The organism is Pseudomonas sp. NBRC 111130 (assembly GCF_001320485.1).
Lineage (GTDB): Bacteria > Pseudomonadota > Gammaproteobacteria > Pseudomonadales > Pseudomonadaceae > Aquipseudomonas > Aquipseudomonas vlassakiae.
In genome coordinates, this window is sequence record NZ_BCBG01000023.1 from 60,066 (window position 1) to 78,282 (window position 18,217).

The following is an 18,217-nucleotide window of genomic DNA, read 5'->3' on the forward strand; positions in this document are numbered from 1 at the left end:
CCAGGAAAAAGCAGAAGAGGCATCGCCTCTGGTGAGCGATTGCGAACGGAAATGCTAACAGCCTGAAAAGAAACGAATTTATATCCATAAGTAATTTGCTTAGTCGTATATGGAATAACAGGCTGTCGCGGATAGCAATGAACACGACGTTTATGGTTCTGTCAGGGTCGTTGTGAGAGGCCGGAATCGGCGCATGTTGCACTAGTTTTTCCGGGTCATTTCAGGAGATTCGCACATGAAGTTCGCTCCGAAAGCCCTCGCCCTGGGTTTGTCCCTGCTGTTCAGTGTCGAAAGCTTCGCCACCGAGCTCAAGCATTGGCCTGCTGATGCCGCCAAACAGCTCGACGCGATGATTGCCGCCAATGCCAACAAAGGTAACTACGCCGTCTTCGACATGGACAACACCAGCTACCGCTACGACCTCGAAGAAGCGCTGTTGCCGTTCATGGAAAACAAGGGCCTGCTGACCCGCGACAAACTCGACGCGTCACTCAAGCTGATCCCGTTCAAGGACACCGCCGAGCACAAGGAGAGCCTGTTCAGTTACTACTACCGGCTGTGCGAGATCGACGACATGGTCTGCTACCCATGGGTCGCGCAGGTCTTTGCAGGCTTCACCCTCAAGGAACTCAAGGCTCAGGTCGATGAGATGATGGCCTTGAACAAGCCAATCCCCAGCACCTACTTCGAAGGCGACCAGGTAAAGACCATTGAAGTACAGCCGCCGAAAGTCTTCACCGGCCAGGCCGAGCTGTACAACAAGCTGATGGAGAACGGCATCGAGGTCTACGTGATCTCTGCGGCGTCCGAAGAGCTGGTGCGCATGGTCGCTTCCGACCCCAAGTACGGCTACAACGTCAAACCGCAGAACGTGATTGGTGTCAGCCTGTTGCTCAAGGACCGCGCCAACGGCCAGCTGACCACGGCGCGCAAGCAGATCAGCGCCGGGCAGTATGACGCCAAGGCCAACGAAGGGCTGGAGCTGACGCCTTACCTGTGGACCCCGGCCACCTGGATGGCAGGCAAGCAGGCGGCGATCCTGACTTACATCGACGAATGGAAAAAGCCAGTGTTGGTGGGAGGCGATACGCCAACCAGTGATGGTTACATGCAGTTCCATGGCGTGGATGTGAACAAGGGCGGCATCCACCTGTGGATAAATCGCAAGGCCAAGTACATGGACCAGTTGAACGGCATGATCGCGAAGAACGCGGCGGCGCAGGCCAAGGAAGGGTTGCCGGTGACGGCGGACAAGAACTGGGTGATCGTGACGCCGGAGCAGATTCAGTAGGTTCTGTGGTGCCTGTACCGGCCTCTTCGCGGGCACGCCCGCTCCCACAGGGATCGCATGGTATCTGAAATCTGTGCAGTACCTGTGGGAGCGGGCGCGCCCGCGAAGAGGCCGGTACAGGCAAAAAGAACCGGCGCTCAAGGCGCCGGTTCTTGTTTCACACTGTCAGAGCCTCACAGCCCTTCGAGCATCGCCTTGTTACGTACAGCACCCTTGTCGGCACTGGTTGCCAGCAGGGCGTAGGCCTTCAGCGCGGTGGTCACCTTGCGTGGGCGCACTTCAGCCGGTTTCCAGCCCTTCTTGTCCTGCTCGATGCGCCGGTGGGCCAGTTCTTCGTCGCTGACCAGCAGGTTGATCGAACGGTTGGGGATGTCGATCAGCACCTTGTCGCCGTCGCGCACCAGGCCGATGGCGCCGCCAGCAGCGGCTTCCGGCGAGGCGTGGCCGATCGACAGCCCCGAGGTGCCGCCGGAGAAGCGGCCGTCGGTGAGCAGGGCGCAGGCCTTGCCCAGTCCCTTGGACTTCAGGTACGAGGTCGGGTAGAGCATCTCTTGCATGCCCGGGCCGCCTTTCGGGCCTTCGTAACGGATGATCACGATGTCGCCGGCCTTCACTTCGTCGGCGAGGATGCCACGCACGGCGCTGTCCTGGCTTTCGAAGATCTTCGCGGTGCCTTCGAAGACGTGGATCGACTCGTCGACGCCGGCGGTTTTCACCACGCAGCCATCCAGGGCGATATTGCCGTACAGCACGGCCAGGCCGCCTTCTTGCGAGTAGGCGTGCTCGAAGCTGCGGATACAGCCGTTTTCACGGTCGTCGTCGAGGGTTTCCCAACGGGTCGACTGGCTGAACGCGGTCTGGGTCGGGATGCCGGCCGGGCCTGCCTTGAAGAAGGTGTGCACGGCTTCGTCATCGGTCTGGGTGATGTCCCACTTGGCGATGGCTTCTTCCATGCTGCGGCTGTGCACGGTCGGCAGGTCGGTGTGCAGCAGGCCGCCACGGGCCAGCGAACCGAGGATGCTGAAGATGCCGCCAGCGCGGTGCACGTCTTCCATGTGGTACTTCTGGATGTTCGGCGCCACCTTGCACAGCTGCGGTACCTTGCGCGACAGGCGATCGATGTCGCGCAGGTCGAACTCGACTTCACCTTCCTGGGCTGCGGCCAGCAGGTGCAGGATGGTGTTGGTCGAACCGCCCATGGCGATGTCCAGCATCATCGCGTTCTCGAACGCCTTGAAGTTGGCGATGCTGCGCGGCAGCACCGACTCGTCGTTTTCCTGGTAGTAGCGCTTGCACAACTCGACGATGGTGCGGCCTGCAGTAAGGAACAGCTGCTCGCGGTCGGCGTGAGTGGCCAGGGTCGAACCGTTGCCCGGCAGGGCCAGGCCCAGGGCTTCGGTCAGGCAGTTCATCGAGTTGGCGGTGAACATGCCGGAGCACGAACCGCAGGTCGGGCAGGCGCTGCGCTCGTACTCGGCGACTTTCTCGTCACTGGCAGTGGAGTCGGCGGCGATGACCATGGCATCGACCAGGTCCAGGCCGTGGCTGGCCAGCTTGGTCTTGCCGGCTTCCATCGGGCCGCCGGAGACGAAGATCACCGGGATGTTCAGGCGCAGGGCGGCCATCAGCATGCCGGGGGTAATCTTGTCGCAGTTGGAGATGCAGACGATGGCGTCGGCGCAGTGGGCGTTGACCATGTACTCGACGGCGTCGGCGATGATCTCGCGGCTCGGCAGCGAGTAGAGCATGCCATCGTGGCCCATGGCGATGCCGTCATCGACGGCGATGGTGTTGAATTCCTTGGCCACGCCACCGGCGCGTTCGATCTCGCGGGCGACCAGCTGGCCCAGGTCCTTCAGGTGCACGTGGCCCGGGACGAACTGGGTGAACGAGTTGGCGATGGCGATGATCGGTTTCTTGAAGTCTTCGTCCTTCATCCCGGTGGCGCGCCACAGGGCGCGGGCGCCGGCCATGTTGCGGCCTTGGGTGGAAGTCTTGGAACGATAATCAGGCATGAAACACTCCTGGCGGCTTAATCAGGTCACAAAAAGGGGAGTGAGCTTCTCTTGTCCTTTGTACCGCAGGCCGGTTGCCACTGGCACGGATGGGGCCCAAGACCGCGCGGGATCGCCGCGTGCTTGGCCAGAGCTCATAAACCCGCCGGGGATGACTGGCGATGAATAGGCCGATTCTACACCGCTGGCGCGGCGAGGGAATGAAGATGTGTCTGGACGGTGGTTTGGGAGGGATTCCCGGCTTCTTGTAGGACGCTTCTGAGATGCCACCTGCGGGGCAGACCTCGCCAGCTGGGCTGGCTATCATCCGCCGCGCCGCATGTGCGGCTTCACGAGAAATCACCTCAATGGACCTTCCCAGTTTCAGTTCTCCGCGAACTTGCAAATTGGCACTGAGCGCGCTGTCGCCAGGGCTTGCGAAGGCTTGAACCCCTGCGTTCGAGGCTCGCGGGTGCCTGCGTCGGCGCCTGGAGACTCGCATGTACTCTGTCTGCAGTAACTGCATCCGCTGCAAAGAACCACTCTTGCATCGCCAGACCAGCGAAGCGCTGGAAAAGCTTCGCCAGGAGGCAACCGAAGACTTCCACAAAGGTGCATCGATCACCCATCACGTCGGTAACCTGCGCGATGCCACCGTCGGCCTGCTGTACCGCAAGCGAGTGTTGTGGCTGGTATTGCTGGTGTTCGGCAACCTGTTTTCCGGCGCCGGTATCGCCGCTTTTGAAGAAACCATTGCCGCGCATATCGTGCTGGTGTTCTTCCTGCCTCTGTTGGTGGACAGCGGGGGGAACGCCGGGGCGCAGTCGGCCACCTTGATGGTACGGGCGCTGGCGACGGGGGAGGTGGTCATGCGCGACTGGATGCGCATGCTGGGCCGCGAATGTGGCGTGGCGTTGGCGCTCGGCTGCACCATGGCCTTGGCGGTGGCATCGCTGGGGGCACTGCGAGGTGGCGCTGACATCGCGTTGATCGTGGCGAGCAGCATGCTGGTGATCGTGTTGGTCGGCAGCCTGATCGGCATGAGCTTGCCGTTTCTGTTCACTCGCCTGAAGCTCGACCCGGCTACCGCCAGTGGTCCGCTGGTGACCTCGATCGCCGATGCGGCGGGGGTGCTGGTGTACTTCGGGATCGCGTCGCAGGTGCTGGAATTCTAAAACCGGCCCGGGGGCGCATCGCGCCCCCGGGCCGTGCGGATCAGCTGTTGGGCAGCAATCGGCAGGTGATGCTCTTGATATAGCGGGTTTCGGCGATGGCCGGGTGTACCGGGTGGTCTGGGCCCTGGCCGCCGCGCTCGAGCAGCTGCAGGTTGCGGTCCAGGTGGCGAGCGCTGGTCAGCAGGATGTTGTGCAGGTCGTCCTCGGGCAGGTGCATCGAGCACGAGGCGCTGACCAGGATGCCGTCCTTGCTCAGCATGCGCATGGCCTGTTCGTTGAGGCGGCGGTAGGCCGCTTCGCCGTTTTTCAGGTCCTTCTTGCGCTTGATGAAGGCGGGTGGGTCGGCAATGATCACGTCGAAGCGTTCTTCGGCGGCCTTCAGCTCGCGCAGCGCCTCGAACACATCGCCTTCGATGCAGGTCAGTTTCTCGCTGATGCCGTTCAGCGCGGCGTTGCGTTCGACACCGTCCAGGGCGAAGCCCGAGGCATCGACGCAGAACACTTCGCTGGCGCCGAACGCGCCAGCCTGCACGCCCCAGCCACCGATGTAGCTGAACAGGTCGAGCACCCGCTTGCCTTTGACATACGGTGCCAGGCGCGCGCGGTTCATGCGGTGGTCGTAGAACCAGCCGGTCTTCTGGCCTTCACGTACCGGAGCTTCGAACTTGACGCCGTTCTCTTCCAGCGGGACCCAGTCCGGCACTTCGCCGTAGACGGTTTCGACATAGCGCTGCAGGCCTTCGGCGTCGCGGGCGGCGGAGTCGTTCTTGAACAGGATGCCGCTAGGCTTGAGCACCTGGATCAAGGCCGCGATCACGTCGTCCTTGTGCGTTTCCATGGTGGCCGAGGCCAACTGCACCACGAGGATGTCGTAGAAGCGATCAACCACCAGGCCCGGCAGCAGGTCGGAATCGCCGTACACCAGGCGGTAGCACGGCTGGTCGAAAAGGCGCTCGCGCAGGGACAGGGCGACGTTCAGGCGATGCACCAGCAGCGACTTGTCCAGTGGCAGCTTGATATCACGCGATAGCAGGCGAGCGCAGATCAGGTTGTTCGGGCTCAGCGCGACAATGCCCAGCGGCTTGCCGTTGGCAGCTTCGAGCACCGCCTGCTGGCCGGCCTGGAAGCCTTGCAGCGGGGTCGCGGAGACGTCGACTTCGTTGCTGTAGACCCACAGGTGGCCGGCGCGCAGGCGGCGGTCGGCATTGGCTTTGAGGCGAAGGCTGGGCAGGGACATGACGTCGCTCCGGGAAAAAAGAGCGGGATTATAGCCTGTTGGCTGCTTGCGCGTCCTTTGTAGGAGCGGCCTTGTGTCGCGAAAGGGCCGCGCAGCGGCCCCGGCAATTTCCGCTGCGCAGCTGAAAACCTGGGGGCGCTTCGCACCCCTTTCGCGACACAAGGCCGCTCCTACAGGGATTTACGGATTGGTCTCGATGCGCGCTAGGGGGGTAGAATCCCGTCGTCCTTCACGAGTATGCACGTATGTCCCAAGAACTCAGCGCCGAACAGATCCAGCAAGCCTTGCAAGGCATCACCATTCCGCCGCAACCGCAGATCCTGGTAGACCTGCAGTTCGAGCAGTACATGCCTGACCCGGACCTGGAAACCATCGCCAAGCTGATTTCCCAGGACCCAGGCCTCGCCGGTGCCTTGCTCAAGCTGGTCAACTCGCCGCACTTCGGCCTGTCGAACAAGATCGGTTCGATCCAGCGAGCGGTGAATCTGCTGGGCAGCCGTTCGATCATCAACCTGATCAATGCACAGTCGATCAAGGGCGAGATGAGCGACGAGACCATCGTCACCCTCAACCGCTTCTGGGACACCGCCCAGGATGTGGCCATGACCTGCCTGACGCTGGCCAAGCGCACCGGCATCCAGGCCGCCGACGAGGCCTATACCCTCGGGCTGTTCCATGACTGCGGCGTACCGCTGATGCTCAAGCGCTTCCCCGAGTACATGCGAGTGCTGGAAGAAGCCTACGCCAAGGCTGGAGAGGAAACTCGCGTGGTCGACACCGAGAACCGCGCCTTCAACACCAACCATGCCGTGGTCGGCTATTTCACGGCCAAGTCCTGGCGCCTGCCGGAGCACATCAGCGGGGCCATCGCCAACCACCACAACGCCCTGGCGGTCTTCCGCGAAGACTCGTCGCGCAATACCCAGAGCCAGTTGAAGAACCTGCTGGCCGTGCTGAAGATGGCCGAGAACATCTGCGCTTCGTACCGTGTGCTGGGCAATCAGAGCGTCGATCATGAGTGGAACGTGGTCGGCCCGCTGGTGCTGGACTATATCGGTTTGTCGGAGTACGACTTCGAGACCCTGAAACAGAATATTCGTGAGCTGGGCGGGCACTGATCCATGCCGGAATTACCAGAAGTCGAAACTACCCGGCGCGGGATTGCGCCCCATCTGATAGGCCAGCGTGTCAGCCGCGTGGTGGTGCGAGACCCTCGCCTGCGCTGGCCGATACCCGAGGACCTCGACGTACGCCTGTCCGGGCAGCGCATCGTCAGCGTCGAGCGGCGGGCCAAGTACCTGTTGATCAACGCCGAGGTCGGCACCTTGATCAGCCACCTGGGCATGTCGGGCAACCTGCGCCTGGTGGAGCTGGGCTTGCCAGCGGCCAAGCACGAACATGTCGATATCGAACTGGAATCGGGGATGATGCTGCGCTACACCGACCCACGCCGGTTCGGTGCCATGCTCTGGAGCCTCGACCCGCTCAAGCATGAGCTTTTGCTGCGGCTGGGGCCAGAGCCGTTGACCGAGCTGTTTGACGGCGAGCGGCTGTTCCAGCTGTCACGCGGGCGTTCGATGGCGGTGAAGCCGTTCATCATGGATAACGCGGTGGTGGTCGGGGTGGGCAACATCTACGCGACCGAGGCGCTGTTTGCGGCGGGAATCGACCCGCGCCGCGAGGCGGGCGCGATTTCCCGCGCGCGGTACCTGAAGCTGGCGATCGAGATCAAACGGGTGTTGGCCGCGGCCATCGAGCAAGGCGGTACGACTTTGCGCGATTTTATCGGTGGCGACGGGCAGCCGGGCTACTTCCAGCAGGAATTGTTCGTCTACGGGCGGGGCGCAATGCCATGCAAGCTGTGCGGCACGACCTTGCGCGAGGTAAAGCTGGGGCAGCGGGCGAGCGTGTTCTGCCCGCGCTGCCAGCGCTAGCCGCCTGTGATCAGGCCTTGCCGGTGATGCGGCGGTACTTGGCCATCAGCTCTTCCTGGGTTTCCGGGTGCGCTTCATCCAGCGGGATGCAATCGACCGGGCAGACCTGCTGGCACTGCGGCTCGTCATAGTGACCCACGCACTGGGTGCACAGGTTCGGGTCGATCACGTAGATCTCTTCGCCTTGGGAGATGGCCTCGTTCGGGCACTCGGGTTCGCAGACGTCGCAGTTGATGCAATCGTCGGTGATGATCAGGGACATGGGGACTCCGGCCGGGGCGCATCGCCCGGGCATGTTCAACGCTTTGGGCACAATTGTGCCGCATTCGCGCCCGCAGTGCACGCGGGCGCGATGATCAGGCGTTCGAGGTTACTTCTTGAAGCGTTCGGTCAGCGCCTCGGCCACCACAGGGTGGACGAATTTGCTGATATCGCCGCCCAGCGCAGCTATTTCCCGCACCAGCGTCGAGGAAATGAACGAATAGCGCTCCGAAGGCGTGAGGAACAGGCTTTCGACGTCGGGCGCCAATTGCCGGTTCATGTTCGCCAGCTGGAACTCGTACTCGAAGTCCGATACTGCGCGCAGGCCGCGCAGGAACACGTTCGCGCCTTGTTCCTTGGCGAAGTGCGCCAACAGCGACGAGAAGCCGATGACTTCGACATTGGGCAGGTGCTTGGTGACCTCACGGGCAAGCTCGACCCGTTGCTCCAGCGGGAACAGGGGGTTTTTCTTCGGGCTGGCCGCCACTGCGATGATCACGTGGTCGAACAGGCGCGAAGCGCGCTCGACCAGGTCGCCATGGCCTTTGGTAATGGGGTCGAAAGTACCCGGGTACAACACTCGGTTCATCGCGTCATCCTGGCTGGAGTGCGTTGGGGAGTCGGATGGTAGCGCAGCGCTTGCGCCCGGCCAAGTCATGCGGCCGGCTGATGGCACTATAGACAGGGCGTGCATTTGTTGTCATGCACTCTGTGCCAGGCGGGCAGCCAAGGCCTCGGTCAGCCGGGCGCTGATGGCGTACACCGACAACTGCGGGTTGGCGCCGATGCTGGTCGGGAACAGCGAACCATCGTGGACAGAGAGGTTTTCCAGCTGATGATGGCGGCCCAGGCTGTCGCAGACCGCCTGGCGCGGATCGTCGCCCATTGCACAGCCGCCCATGACATGGGCACTGCCAAGCCGGGTGCGGAACGGTTCCAGGCGCAAGGCGTCGATCACACGCTGGGCCTCGACCAGGCTGGCACTGGCGCGTGCGTCGCTGTGCACCGGCGTGACCTGCGTGGCGCCTGCAGCGAACTGGATTTGCGCCATGCTGTGATAGGCGCGGCGCAGGCCGTCTCGCAGATAATCGCTGAGCGGGTAATCCAGCACGGGTGAGCCGTCACCGCGCAGCTCCACCGCCCCGCCCGTGCTGTCGGGGTGAAAGCCGTCGCGCAGCAAGGCCAGCATGACGTGAGTGTGCGGCAGCTCGGCCATGCGCCGGGCATTGTCGATGCCGTATCCGCCGAGCAGGGTGCTGGCCAGGGCCGGGTGCAGGGGCGGCACTTCAAGCTTGTAGCCCACCGGCCCGTCGACGCCGCCCTGCCACTGGAAGTGGTCGCTGTAGATCGATTGCGGAGCGCCGTAGTAAGGGTCGATACGCGCGTCGAAACGTGCAGCGCTGAAGTTGACCAGGTGCAGGAAAGTCCGTTTGCCCAGGCGGCCATGCGGGTCGGGGGCCTTGGAACGCAGCAGCAGGGCCGGGCTGTTGATGCCGCCACCGGCGACGATGTAATGACGGGCGCGCACGCTGACCTGCCGGCCGGTAGGGTGCACGCCGTGAGCATCCAGCGCCTGGCACTGCAGCCCGGCGATACGCCCGCCATTGTGTTCGAAGCGATCGGCCCGGGCCAGGTAGAGCAGTTCACCGCCCTTGTCGAGGGTTGCCGGGATGCGCGTGACCAGCATCGACTGCTTGGCATTAACCGGGCAGCCCATGCCGCAGTAGCCAAGATTCCAGCAGCCACGCACATTGCGCGGGATCACTGCCCACCGGTAGCCGAGTCGTTCACAGCCGCGCCGCAGTACGTCGTTGTTGGCATTGGCCGGCATTGCCCAGGGCGTGATACCCAGGTCGCGCTCGATACGCTCGAACCAAGGCCGCATCTCCTGTTCGCCCAAGCCCGTGACGCCATGCGCTGCAGCCCAGTGCATCAGCGTCTGCGGTGGCGTGCGAAAGCTCGACGTCCAGTTTATCAGCGTGGTCCCGCCCACCGCGCGGCCTTGCAGGATGGTGATGGCGCCATCCTTGCTCATTCGCCCCAGGCCTTCTTGATAGAGGCTGGCGTAGGCCTCGTCTTCCAATAGATGGAAGTCAGAACTGGTCCTCAGCGGGCCTTCCTCGATCAGCAGGACCTTGTAGCCAGCGGCGCTGAGCATCTGCGCACTGGTAGCGCCGCCGGCACCACTGCCAATCACGGCGATATCGGCCTCCAGTGTCAGGTCGTGTTCCAGGCGTGAGCCGTCATGGGTGATCCAGCCGCGTTCGAGGCCTTGGCGAAACGGGTCGGTTACTGGCATTGAGGATGCTCTTATTGTCAGATCTTCGGGGGGCCGGGGTAGCCGCACGCGGCCCAGGCTTCCGGGCGCTCGTACCAGGCCATTTGCAGCAGTTGCAGCAGTGAGGCATGGCCCATGCGCAGCAGGTTCAGCGAGCTGTCCTGCCAGCGCTGCAGGAAGGCGGTTACCTGCGTGCCGCTGGCCTGCTCCCAGGCCCCCCAGACGCCGGTCAAAGGGCCGCGGGTCAGCGGCAGGTTGAGTACGTCGAACAATTGCCGGGTGAGTTTGAGCATCTCCGGCGACAGCGCAGCCAACTTGTGGTCGAGGCTGTGCAGCACCAGTTCGTCGTCCGCCGAGGTGCCGGCGAGCACCACCGGAATCAGCGCAAGCAGCGCTGGCAAGTCATCGTCGCGCAGCACCTGATAGCCGGCTGCGGGCGTTTGCGCGCTGCAGCCGACCAGGCTGGCGGTGCTCAGGAACAGGCTGGCGCCCAAGCTGAAACGCAGCAGGTCACGGCGCTGCATCAGCGGATGAACAGCTTGTAGACCAAGCGCTGCAAGGCCTTGCCATAGGGCGGGTAGATCAGCCGCGCGACATTCAAGCGCTGCTTGGCGAGCACTGCCTTGGCCTTGCTGAAGGTCAGGAAGCCTTCGTGGCCATGGTAGTGGCCCATGCCGGAGGGGCCGATACCACCGAACGGCAAGTCGTCCTGAGCCACGTGGAGCAGGGTGTCGTTCAGGCACACGCCGCCGGAATGGCTGTGCTGCAGCACGTGCTGCTGTTCGCTGCGGTCGTAGCCGAAGTAGTACAGCGCCAAGGGACGCGGGCGTTGATTGATATAGGCCAGGGCCTCGTCGAGGTGGTCGTAAGGCACCAGCGGCAGCAGCGGGCCGAAGATCTCGTCCTGCATCACCTGCATGCTGTCGTTCACCCGGGTCAGCAGGTGTGGCGGCAGGCGTCGGCCCTGGCGCGACTCGTCGGGGTACAGGTCGAGCACCTGGGCGCCCTTGCTGCGGGCGTCATCCAGCAGGTGCTGCAGGCGCTGCAACTGGCGGGGGTTGATGATGGCGCTGTAGTCGGAGTTGTCTGCGATGTGTGGGTACATGCGCTTCACCGCGTTGCGATAGGCCGTGGCAAAGTCGTTCAGGCGCTCACGGGGCACCAGCACATAGTCGGGAGCGACGCAGGTCTGGCCAGCATTGAGGGTCTTGCCGAAGGCGATGCGCTCGGCGGCGGTGTCCAGCGGCACGCTGGCAGACACGATGGCCGGGGACTTGCCGCCCAGTTCCAGGGTCACCGGGGTCAGGTTTTGCGCGGCAGCCAGCATGACCTGGCGGCCGATACTGGTGGCACCGGTAAACAGCAGGTGGTCGAACGGCAGGCGGGCGAATGCCTGGCCGACCTCGACTTCGCCGAGCACCACGCTGACCAGGTCTTCGGGAAAAACCCTGGCAATGAGTGCTTTGAGTGCTGCGCCACTTGCCGGTGTGGCTTCGCTCAGCTTGAGCATGACCCTGTTGCCGGCAGCCAGGGCGCAGGTCAGCGGGCCGATGGCGAGGAACAGCGGGTAGTTCCACGGCACGATGATGCCAACCACGCCCAATGGCTGGTACAGCACCCGTGCGCTGGCCGGCTGGAAAGCCAGGCCCACCGCGCGGCGGGCCGGACGCATCCAGCGTTGCAGGTGGCGCTCGGCATGGCGAATGCCTTGCACCGACGGGAGCAGCTCGGCCAACAGCGTTTCGTCGGCACTGCGGCCGGTGAAGTCGGCATCGATCGCTTCGATCAGCGCTTGCTGGTCCGCCAGCAATGCCTCGCGCAGGCTCTTCAGCCACTGCCGTCGCTGTGCCGCAGGGGGCATGGGGTTACCGGCAAAGGCCTGGCGCTGAGTGGCGAACGTCGCTGCAAGGTCGGTGTCGGATTGCACAGGAGGCAAGGCGATGGGCGAGGTCACGGTGGTCTCCCGTCAGGGCTTGGAGTTCCTAGAGCCTATACTCTAATTCGTACCATGGTGCGACTTTTTTCACAGGCCAGACCCGTGCACCAGCGCTGTGATTCACCGTAAGATGGCCCTTTCGAAAGCCCGCAGACTGGGAGCTGAGCATGGCCCCGCGCATGAAGACCCGAGAGCGCATCGTGCAGAACAGCCTGGAGCTGTTCAACCAGCAGGGCGAACGCAGCGTCAGTACCAATCACATTGCCGCGCATATGGAAATCTCGCCTGGCAACCTGTATTACCACTTCCCCAACAAGCAGGCGATCATCGCCCTGCTGTTCAGTCAGTACGAAGAGTTGGTGGACAGCTTCCTGCGCCCGCCGCAGGGGCGGGCAGCCACGGTCGAAGACAAACGCTTCTACCTCAAGGCCTTGCTCGCGGCGATGTGGAACTACCGTTTCCTGCACCGTGACCTGGAGCACCTGCTGGAAAGCGACCCTGAACTGGCCGCCCGCTACCGGCGCTTTTCCGAGCGTTGTCTGCGCCAGGGCCAGGCAATCTACCGTGGCTTCGTCGATGCCGGGATCCTGGCCATGGAGCCTGCGCAGATCGAGTCGCTGACCATCAATGCCTGGATCGTGCTGACTTCATGGGTACGTTTTCTCAGCACCACGCGCGAGCATTCGGCGCATCTGGGTGAAGAAGCCTTCAAACGTGGCGTCTATCAGGTGCTGGTGCTGGAGCTGGGTTTTGTCACCAGCAATGCCCGCGGCGCGGTGGACGCCTTGTGCCAGGAATTCCACGTTCCGTTCAACCAGGCCCTGGAACAGTAGCCAGGGCCCTCGTGCCATCGATCAGGAGATTGTCATGCCCCTTGCGCAATTGATCACCCCGCAACAGCTGGCAGAGCGTCTGGACTCGCCCAAGCTGGTGATCCTCGACTGTCGTTTTGCCTTGGAGGATGTGGATTACGGCCAACGCAGCTATGCCGAGGGGCATATCGCCGGGGCACATTTTGCTGATCTGGAGCGTGACTTGAGCGGGCCGGTCATCAAGGGCCGCACCGGCCGCCACCCGCTGCCGGACCCGCATCGGCTGGGCGAGCGCCTGCGTGAGTGGGGGCTGGACGATGACAGCGCCGTGGTGCTGTACGACGATGGCCCGGGCGCCTTCGCTGCCCGGGCCTGGTGGTTGCTGGTCTGGCTGGGCAAGCGCAGCGACGTGGCCATCCTCGATGGCGGCCTCAAGGCCTGGCATGCAGCGCACCTGCCGCTGAGCCTGGATCCGCCGGCCAAGCGCGAGGGGACGTTCAGCGGCGAGGCGGACGCGAAGCTGCTGATCGACGCCGAGCACCTGGCCAAGCGCCTGGGCAGCCCTGACCTTACCCTGATCGATGCCCGTGCGTTGCCGCGCTTCCGGGGCGAAGTCGAGCCGATCGATCCCGTAGCAGGGCATATTCCGGGCGCCCAGTGCGCCGCCTTCAACGAGAACCTCGGTGCCGATGGCCGTTTCCTGGCGCCGCAACAGCTCAAGCAGCGCTTTGCCGAGAAGCTGGCCGGGCGTGCTCCTGAACAACTGGTGGCCTATTGCGGATCAGGGGTGACGGCCTGCCATAACCTGTTTGCCATGGCCCTGGCGGGGTATCCCTTGGGCAAGCTGTACGCTGGCTCGTGGAGTGAGTGGATCAATGATCCCAAGCATGGCGTGGCGACTGGCGAATAATCACTGACCGTCGATGAGCCACTGCGGAATCCGCCGCTCGAGGTAATAGCCTGGATTCCGCAGGCTGCCGTCGACAAACCCGACATGCCCACCCCGTTCATGCAGCTCGAACTGAGTCTGTGCTGCCAGTTCACTGGCTGTGGGCAGGCTGTGGCCGAACACGAACGGGTCATCGGCGGCGTGGATGATCAGCGTTGGTGTGCGGTTTTCCCCCAGATAAAACCGGCTTGATGAACGGCGATAGTAATCGTGGGCATCGCTGAAGCCATTGAGCGGCGCAGTGACCTTGCCATCGAAATCCCAGAAGGTCTTCAGCCTGCCCAGCGGCCCCAGCCGGTCGAGCGCGGCCAGGCCTTCGTGATGGCCGCGATCACGAAAGTGCCGTTGCTTTACCTGCAGGTAGGCCATCATCTCGCGCATGAAATGCGCTTGGTACACCTTGGAAAAACCCTGGGCGATACGGTCGGCGCACTGGTCCAGACGAAACGGCACCGAAACCGCCACCGCCGCTTGCAACTGGCTGGCAGCGCCGCTTTCCCCCAGGTATTTGAGCAGTACATTGCCGCCCAGCGAGTAACCGACCGCATACAGTGGCGCCAGAGGGCGTTGGGCATGCAGGTGCGCGATCACCTCGGCGAGGTCTTCGCTGGCCCCGGAGTGGTAGCTTCGCGGCAACAGGTTGGGTTCGCCCGAACAACCGCGCCAGTTCACCGCCACACTGGCCCAGCCCCGGGCTTGCAGCGACTGCTGCAAGCCTTTGACATACGGTGAGTGGGAGGAGCCAGTCAGCCCATGCAACACCAGCACCAGCGGCACATCCGGGCTATGCGGGCCATGCCAGTCGAGGTCGAGAAAATCACCATCGGCCAGCCACAGGCGTTCGCGGCTTCGCTCCAGCTCCGGCAGCTTGCGCCACAGCGGCCCCCACAGGGTTTGCAGGTGGGGGTTGGACAGGCCGATGGCCGGGCGGAACGTGGCGGTGAGACTGGGCATGCTGGGCGACTCGTGATGTGCCTGCGTAGAGTGCCATGAAACCTTGCCGCTGTACCTGCCCTATTGGTCGGGGGCTGGCAGAGGTTGCTGCTCGACACTTGGGCCGACATTGACCTTTACCCTGTAGCTTAGGTCGAGATGCCGTTGCATGGCGGCGCGCACATCTGCCGGAGACAAGCTGTTGATGCGCTCGATGTAGGTGTTGAGATGGTTGTCAGGTTGACGTTGATGGCTCAGCTCCGCGAGCAGTGCTGCCAGGCGCCTGTTCTGAGCGACACCGCGCAGCAATTGCCCTTCCAGCTGTTTGCGTGCCAATTGCAATTCAGCTTCGGTCGGCCCTTGTTCGATGAAATCTCGCAGCACGGTCATTACCAGTTCCTCAGTGCCTTCGACATGGGCGGGTGCGATCTCCCATTCAACGGTGAACAAACCGCCTGCCCGTAATGGCGATAAATGGCTGTACACGCCGTAAGTGAGGCCGCGGCGTTCGCGCAGTTCGACCATCAAGCGCGATTCGAGTCCTTCTCCCAGCACATCGCTGGCCAGCACCAGGGCCGGGAACTGCGGATCGTTGGCGGGCAGGTTCAAGGGAAGTGCCAGCAGGACAGCGCTACTCGTGCCGGGCTGTTCAATGCTGATGGTCGCGGGAGTGGCGGCTGGGACAGCGGGCAAATCTATCGCCGTCCAGCCTTGTGGCAGAGCCTGACTGACCTGACGCGAGAGAGCTTGAGCCTCTGCCAGGGACAGGTCGCCGACCACGACCATCTCCAGGTTGCTGGCGCAATAGGCGCGTTGATGAAACACCCGCAGGTCGTCTGGGGTAACCGCCGCTACACCCTCTTCGGTGACGCCCAGAGGGCGGCCATAAGGATGGCCGCGGAACAGGTGGCGGAAGGCTTCGCTACGCGCTCTCAATTCAGGGCGTCGCTCGCGTGCAGCGCTGCTATGCAGCAACTGCTTTTTGATCTTCTCCAGAGCAGAGGAGGTGAACGCAGGATTAGCCACGAGGTCGGTGAAAAGCGCCAAGGCGGGCTCTAGCACGGCCGGTGTAGTGAGGCTGCGCAGGCTCAGCGTTGCATGCTCCAGACGCATCTGCTTTGCGATGATCGCACCCAGGCGCTCGATATGCTCGGCCTGTTGAGTGGCCGTGTACTGATGGCTGCCTTCGTCGAGCATGTACAACGTCAAGGCTGCCAGGCCGGGTTGCGCAGTGTCCTGTACGGAGCCGGCCCGGAACCTCAGTATCAGGTCGACGATAGGCAACCCGCGGGCTTCGACGAATTTTACGGTTGTGCCCGTTTCTGTCGTCCAGGCTTGTACTTGCGTCTGGATGGACGCAAACCGATCCAGGTCAAGCCCTTGGGCAGAGATCAGCCCACCGTAAAGGCTGGGGGCTTCGGCAGGCTTCTGCGGCGCAGTCGAGTCATTCATGAGCGCTTTCCTTGTGGTGCATGAAAGTGATGGCGGCACGGGATTCAGTCAGGAACTCGAGGGCAGCCTGGCCTACCTGTTCGGCTGTCACGGCTTCGATGGCGTGACGCTCATTTTCCAGCGCAATCGGGTCCAGGCCGCAGGCGGCCTGTTTGCCGATGGCCTGTGCCTGATTGTCGATGTCGTCCCTCTCGAACAACTGCCTGGCCAGCAGGCGGGCCTTGGCGCGCTGCAGGTCCTGCCTGGAAGGAGCCGACTGGCGAAAGGCTTCGATTTCCAGCATCAGCCTCTCGGCTGCAGTCTCCGGCGTTATTTGTGGACTGCAGAAGGCGTAGAGCGCGAGCAAGCTGTCCCCGCGCTGCCAGGGTTCGTATTCGGGGCGTAGGGCCTGCAGTATCGGGTCGTCCAGAACCAGTCGTTGCTGCAGGGTGCTGCTGTGTCCGTCGGCAAGCAGATCGGGCAGCAGCCGCAAGGCATAAGCCTGCTCGCCGGACTGCGCAGTACATTGGCTGGGGAGGTTGAAACTGAGGATAGTGCCTGTGTACTGGCCCGGTAGTCGTAGCGTCTGGTGGCGTCGATCCTGCAACGGTGGCGCGCTGGGGGCTTCTCGCGCTGGCAGGCGCTTGGCTGGGATCGCTGCGAAGTGCCGACTTACCAGGTTGTGCAGCTGTGCCAGGGTAATGTCGCCTGATACTGCCAGTGTGGCGTTGTTGGGCAGGTACCAGGTCTGGTACCAGGTTCGCGCTGCAGCAGGCGTCAGGTACTCGAGATCTGTTTTGTGGCCAATCACGGGGTTGCCATAGCCACCGGTGCCGTAAGCCAGTGACTGGTGATGTTCGATTGCCAGTGCCAAGGGGTTGTTGTCGACTTGCTCCCGGCGCTCTGCCATGACCACTTTCAGTTCGCGAGCGAAAGCGGTATCGCTGAGTGTGGCGCTGGCCATGACATCAGCCATGGCTTCCAGGGCGACCTCAAGCCGGCTGCTCGGCAATGTCAGCGGAAAGTACGTGGCGTCGGTTGAAGTGAATGCGTTCGGATCGCCGCCAAGACGTGTCATGACTGCCGAATATTGGCCATTGGCCAGTTTGCTGCTGCCTTCGAACAGTAGATGCTCCAAGGCATGGGAAAGACCGGTGTGGCCTGCAGGCTCGTAGCTCGAACCAACGTGATACCACAGCTGTGCACTGACCAACGGTGCGCGATGGTCTTCGCGCAGGCAGGTACGCAGGCCATTGGCAAGGGTGAACGATTGTACGGTGCTGCCCTGGGAGGGCGCAGAACGGTGTTCGATCATGGTTGAAGTGCTCCTGCAAGAACGAGGGAGCAGCTTCAATCATGCTGGCAGCGGGCTTGTGGTAACTATTAAGGGTTTACCTGATCAGCCCCGTTGCCACAGCGCGTAATGCACCTGGCCGGTTTTCTTCTCGCGGTGCAGGCGCCAGTTGCCGGGCATCGGCAGCGTCGACGGTGCAGCCTCGCTCTCGGTGTAGACCCACGCCTGGTCGCGCAGCCACTGGTTCTGCTCCAGCAGGTTGCAGGTATTGGCCAGCAAGTCCTGGTGGAACGGCGGGTCGAGGAACACCACGTCGAACTGCTGCTTGGCCGGGTTCTGCAGGTAGCGCAGGGCATCGGTCTGCAGGATCTGCCCGCGTGGACAGCGCAGGATTTCCAGGTTGTTCTTCAGGTTGCTGATGGCTGCGGGGTTGCTGTCCAGCGCCACGGCATTCGCAGCGCCTCGGGACAGCGCCTCCAGCACCAGGGCGCCGCTGCCGGTGAAAGCATCCAGCACCTGGGCGCCTTCGATGTAGGGCGCCAGCCAGTTGAACACGGTTTCGCGCACGCGGTCGGGTGTGGGCCGCAGGCCTTCGCCTTCCGGTACCGCCAGGCGGCGGCTGCGCCACTCCCCGGCGATGATGCGCAGGTGACCCTGGCCCTTGCTTTGGCCCTGCTGCGGGCGGGCGGGTG

The 18,217-nt window shown here is 63.1% G+C and carries 17 protein-coding genes; 6 read left to right on the forward strand and 11 right to left on the reverse strand.

Annotated features, from left to right (window positions below; translation table 11 throughout):
• The first annotated feature begins 235 nt into the window (after positions 1 to 235).
• Complete coding sequence (locus APH33_RS12890) at positions 236 to 1,291, forward strand: phosphorylcholine phosphatase (RefSeq protein ID WP_054885516.1); 1,056 nt, start codon at positions 236 to 238, stop codon at positions 1,289 to 1,291.
• A 173-nt stretch (positions 1,292 to 1,464) separates the two neighbouring features.
• Here the strand turns inward: APH33_RS12890 and ilvD are convergent, their stop codons facing one another.
• Complete coding sequence (gene ilvD / locus APH33_RS12895; protein WP_054885517.1) at positions 1,465 to 3,306, reverse strand: dihydroxy-acid dehydratase; 1,842 nt, start codon at positions 3,304 to 3,306, stop codon at positions 1,465 to 1,467.
• A 524-nt stretch (positions 3,307 to 3,830) separates the two neighbouring features.
• On the opposite strand from ilvD, the gene APH33_RS12900 reads away from it, so the two are divergent.
• Complete coding sequence (locus APH33_RS12900) at positions 3,831 to 4,460, forward strand: magnesium transporter (protein WP_256218650.1); 630 nt, start codon at positions 3,831 to 3,833, stop codon at positions 4,458 to 4,460.
• Between the two features lie 40 nt (positions 4,461 to 4,500).
• On the opposite strand, the gene APH33_RS12905 is transcribed toward APH33_RS12900, so the two are convergent.
• Positions 4,501 to 5,697 carry a class I SAM-dependent rRNA methyltransferase gene (locus tag APH33_RS12905; RefSeq protein ID WP_054885518.1) on the reverse strand — a complete coding sequence of 399 codons (1,197 nt, stop codon included), beginning with the start codon at positions 5,695 to 5,697 and terminating at the stop codon, positions 4,501 to 4,503.
• Positions 5,698 to 5,996: 299 nt separating this feature from the next.
• On the opposite strand from APH33_RS12905, the gene APH33_RS12910 reads away from it, so the two are divergent.
• Complete coding sequence (locus APH33_RS12910; protein ID WP_177332390.1) at positions 5,997 to 6,815, forward strand: HDOD domain-containing protein; 819 nt, start codon at positions 5,997 to 5,999, stop codon at positions 6,813 to 6,815.
• A 3-nt stretch (positions 6,816 to 6,818) separates the two neighbouring features.
• Entirely contained in the window at positions 6,819 to 7,631 is an 813-nt protein-coding gene (gene mutM, locus APH33_RS12915) for a bifunctional DNA-formamidopyrimidine glycosylase/DNA-(apurinic or apyrimidinic site) lyase (RefSeq protein WP_054885520.1), read from the forward strand.
• Positions 7,632 to 7,641: 10 nt separating this feature from the next.
• Here the strand turns inward: mutM and APH33_RS12920 are convergent, their stop codons facing one another.
• The 5 genes from APH33_RS12920 to APH33_RS12940 all read right to left on the reverse strand — a co-directional run bounded on the left by APH33_RS12920 (position 7,642) and on the right by APH33_RS12940 (position 12,124).
• Positions 7,642 to 7,893 carry a YfhL family 4Fe-4S dicluster ferredoxin gene (locus APH33_RS12920; RefSeq protein ID WP_054885521.1) on the reverse strand — a complete coding sequence of 84 codons (252 nt, stop codon included), beginning with the start codon at positions 7,891 to 7,893 and terminating at the stop codon, positions 7,642 to 7,644.
• 108 nt (positions 7,894 to 8,001) lie between these two features.
• Positions 8,002 to 8,481: a pantetheine-phosphate adenylyltransferase gene (gene coaD, locus APH33_RS12925; RefSeq protein ID WP_014861498.1), complete on the reverse strand. Its 480-nt coding sequence runs from the start codon at positions 8,479 to 8,481 to the stop codon at positions 8,002 to 8,004.
• Between the two features lie 111 nt (positions 8,482 to 8,592).
• On the reverse strand, positions 8,593 to 10,191 hold the full coding sequence (locus APH33_RS12930; RefSeq protein ID WP_054885522.1) for a GMC family oxidoreductase: 1,599 nt from the start codon (positions 10,189 to 10,191) through the stop codon (positions 8,593 to 8,595).
• A gap of 17 nt (positions 10,192 to 10,208) precedes the next feature.
• On the reverse strand, positions 10,209 to 10,694 hold the full coding sequence (locus tag APH33_RS12935) for a hypothetical protein (protein WP_054885523.1): 486 nt from the start codon (positions 10,692 to 10,694) through the stop codon (positions 10,209 to 10,211).
• Positions 10,694 to 12,124 carry a coniferyl aldehyde dehydrogenase gene (locus APH33_RS12940; RefSeq protein ID WP_054885524.1) on the reverse strand — a complete coding sequence of 477 codons (1,431 nt, stop codon included), beginning with the start codon at positions 12,122 to 12,124 and terminating at the stop codon, positions 10,694 to 10,696. The genes APH33_RS12935 and APH33_RS12940 overlap by 1 nt, the downstream gene beginning before the upstream one ends.
• A 149-nt stretch (positions 12,125 to 12,273) precedes the next feature.
• On the opposite strand from APH33_RS12940, the gene APH33_RS12945 reads away from it, so the two are divergent.
• Both APH33_RS12945 and APH33_RS12950 read left to right on the forward strand, forming a co-directional pair.
• The gene (locus APH33_RS12945; RefSeq protein ID WP_054885525.1) at positions 12,274 to 12,939 is read left to right on the forward strand and encodes a TetR/AcrR family transcriptional regulator; all 666 of its coding nucleotides are present in this window, start codon (positions 12,274 to 12,276) and stop codon (positions 12,937 to 12,939) included.
• Positions 12,940 to 12,973: 34 nt separating this feature from the next.
• Positions 12,974 to 13,828 (forward strand): sulfurtransferase, encoded by an 855-nt coding sequence (locus tag APH33_RS12950; protein ID WP_054885526.1) that lies wholly within the window; start codon positions 12,974 to 12,976, stop codon positions 13,826 to 13,828.
• Here APH33_RS12950 and APH33_RS12955 read toward each other — a convergent pair whose 3' ends face one another.
• The 4 genes from APH33_RS12955 to rsmD form a co-directional block, all read right to left on the reverse strand.
• A complete protein-coding gene (locus APH33_RS12955) occupies positions 13,829 to 14,821 on the reverse strand; it encodes a hydrolase (RefSeq protein WP_054885527.1) in 993 nt (330 codons plus the stop codon). It lies immediately after the preceding gene.
• Positions 14,822 to 14,881: 60 nt separating this feature from the next.
• The gene (locus APH33_RS12960) at positions 14,882 to 16,252 is read right to left on the reverse strand and encodes a pitrilysin family protein (RefSeq protein ID WP_054885528.1); all 1,371 of its coding nucleotides are present in this window, start codon (positions 16,250 to 16,252) and stop codon (positions 14,882 to 14,884) included.
• Positions 16,245 to 17,546, reverse strand: coding sequence for a pitrilysin family protein (locus APH33_RS12965; protein ID WP_054885529.1), 1,302 nt, complete (start codon positions 17,544 to 17,546; stop codon positions 16,245 to 16,247). The genes APH33_RS12960 and APH33_RS12965 overlap by 8 nt, the downstream gene beginning before the upstream one ends.
• An 84-nt stretch (positions 17,547 to 17,630) precedes the next feature.
• Positions 17,631 to 18,217: 16S rRNA (guanine(966)-N(2))-methyltransferase RsmD (gene rsmD / locus APH33_RS12970; RefSeq protein ID WP_054885530.1), on the reverse strand; the 587-nt coding region annotated here is incomplete at its 5' end.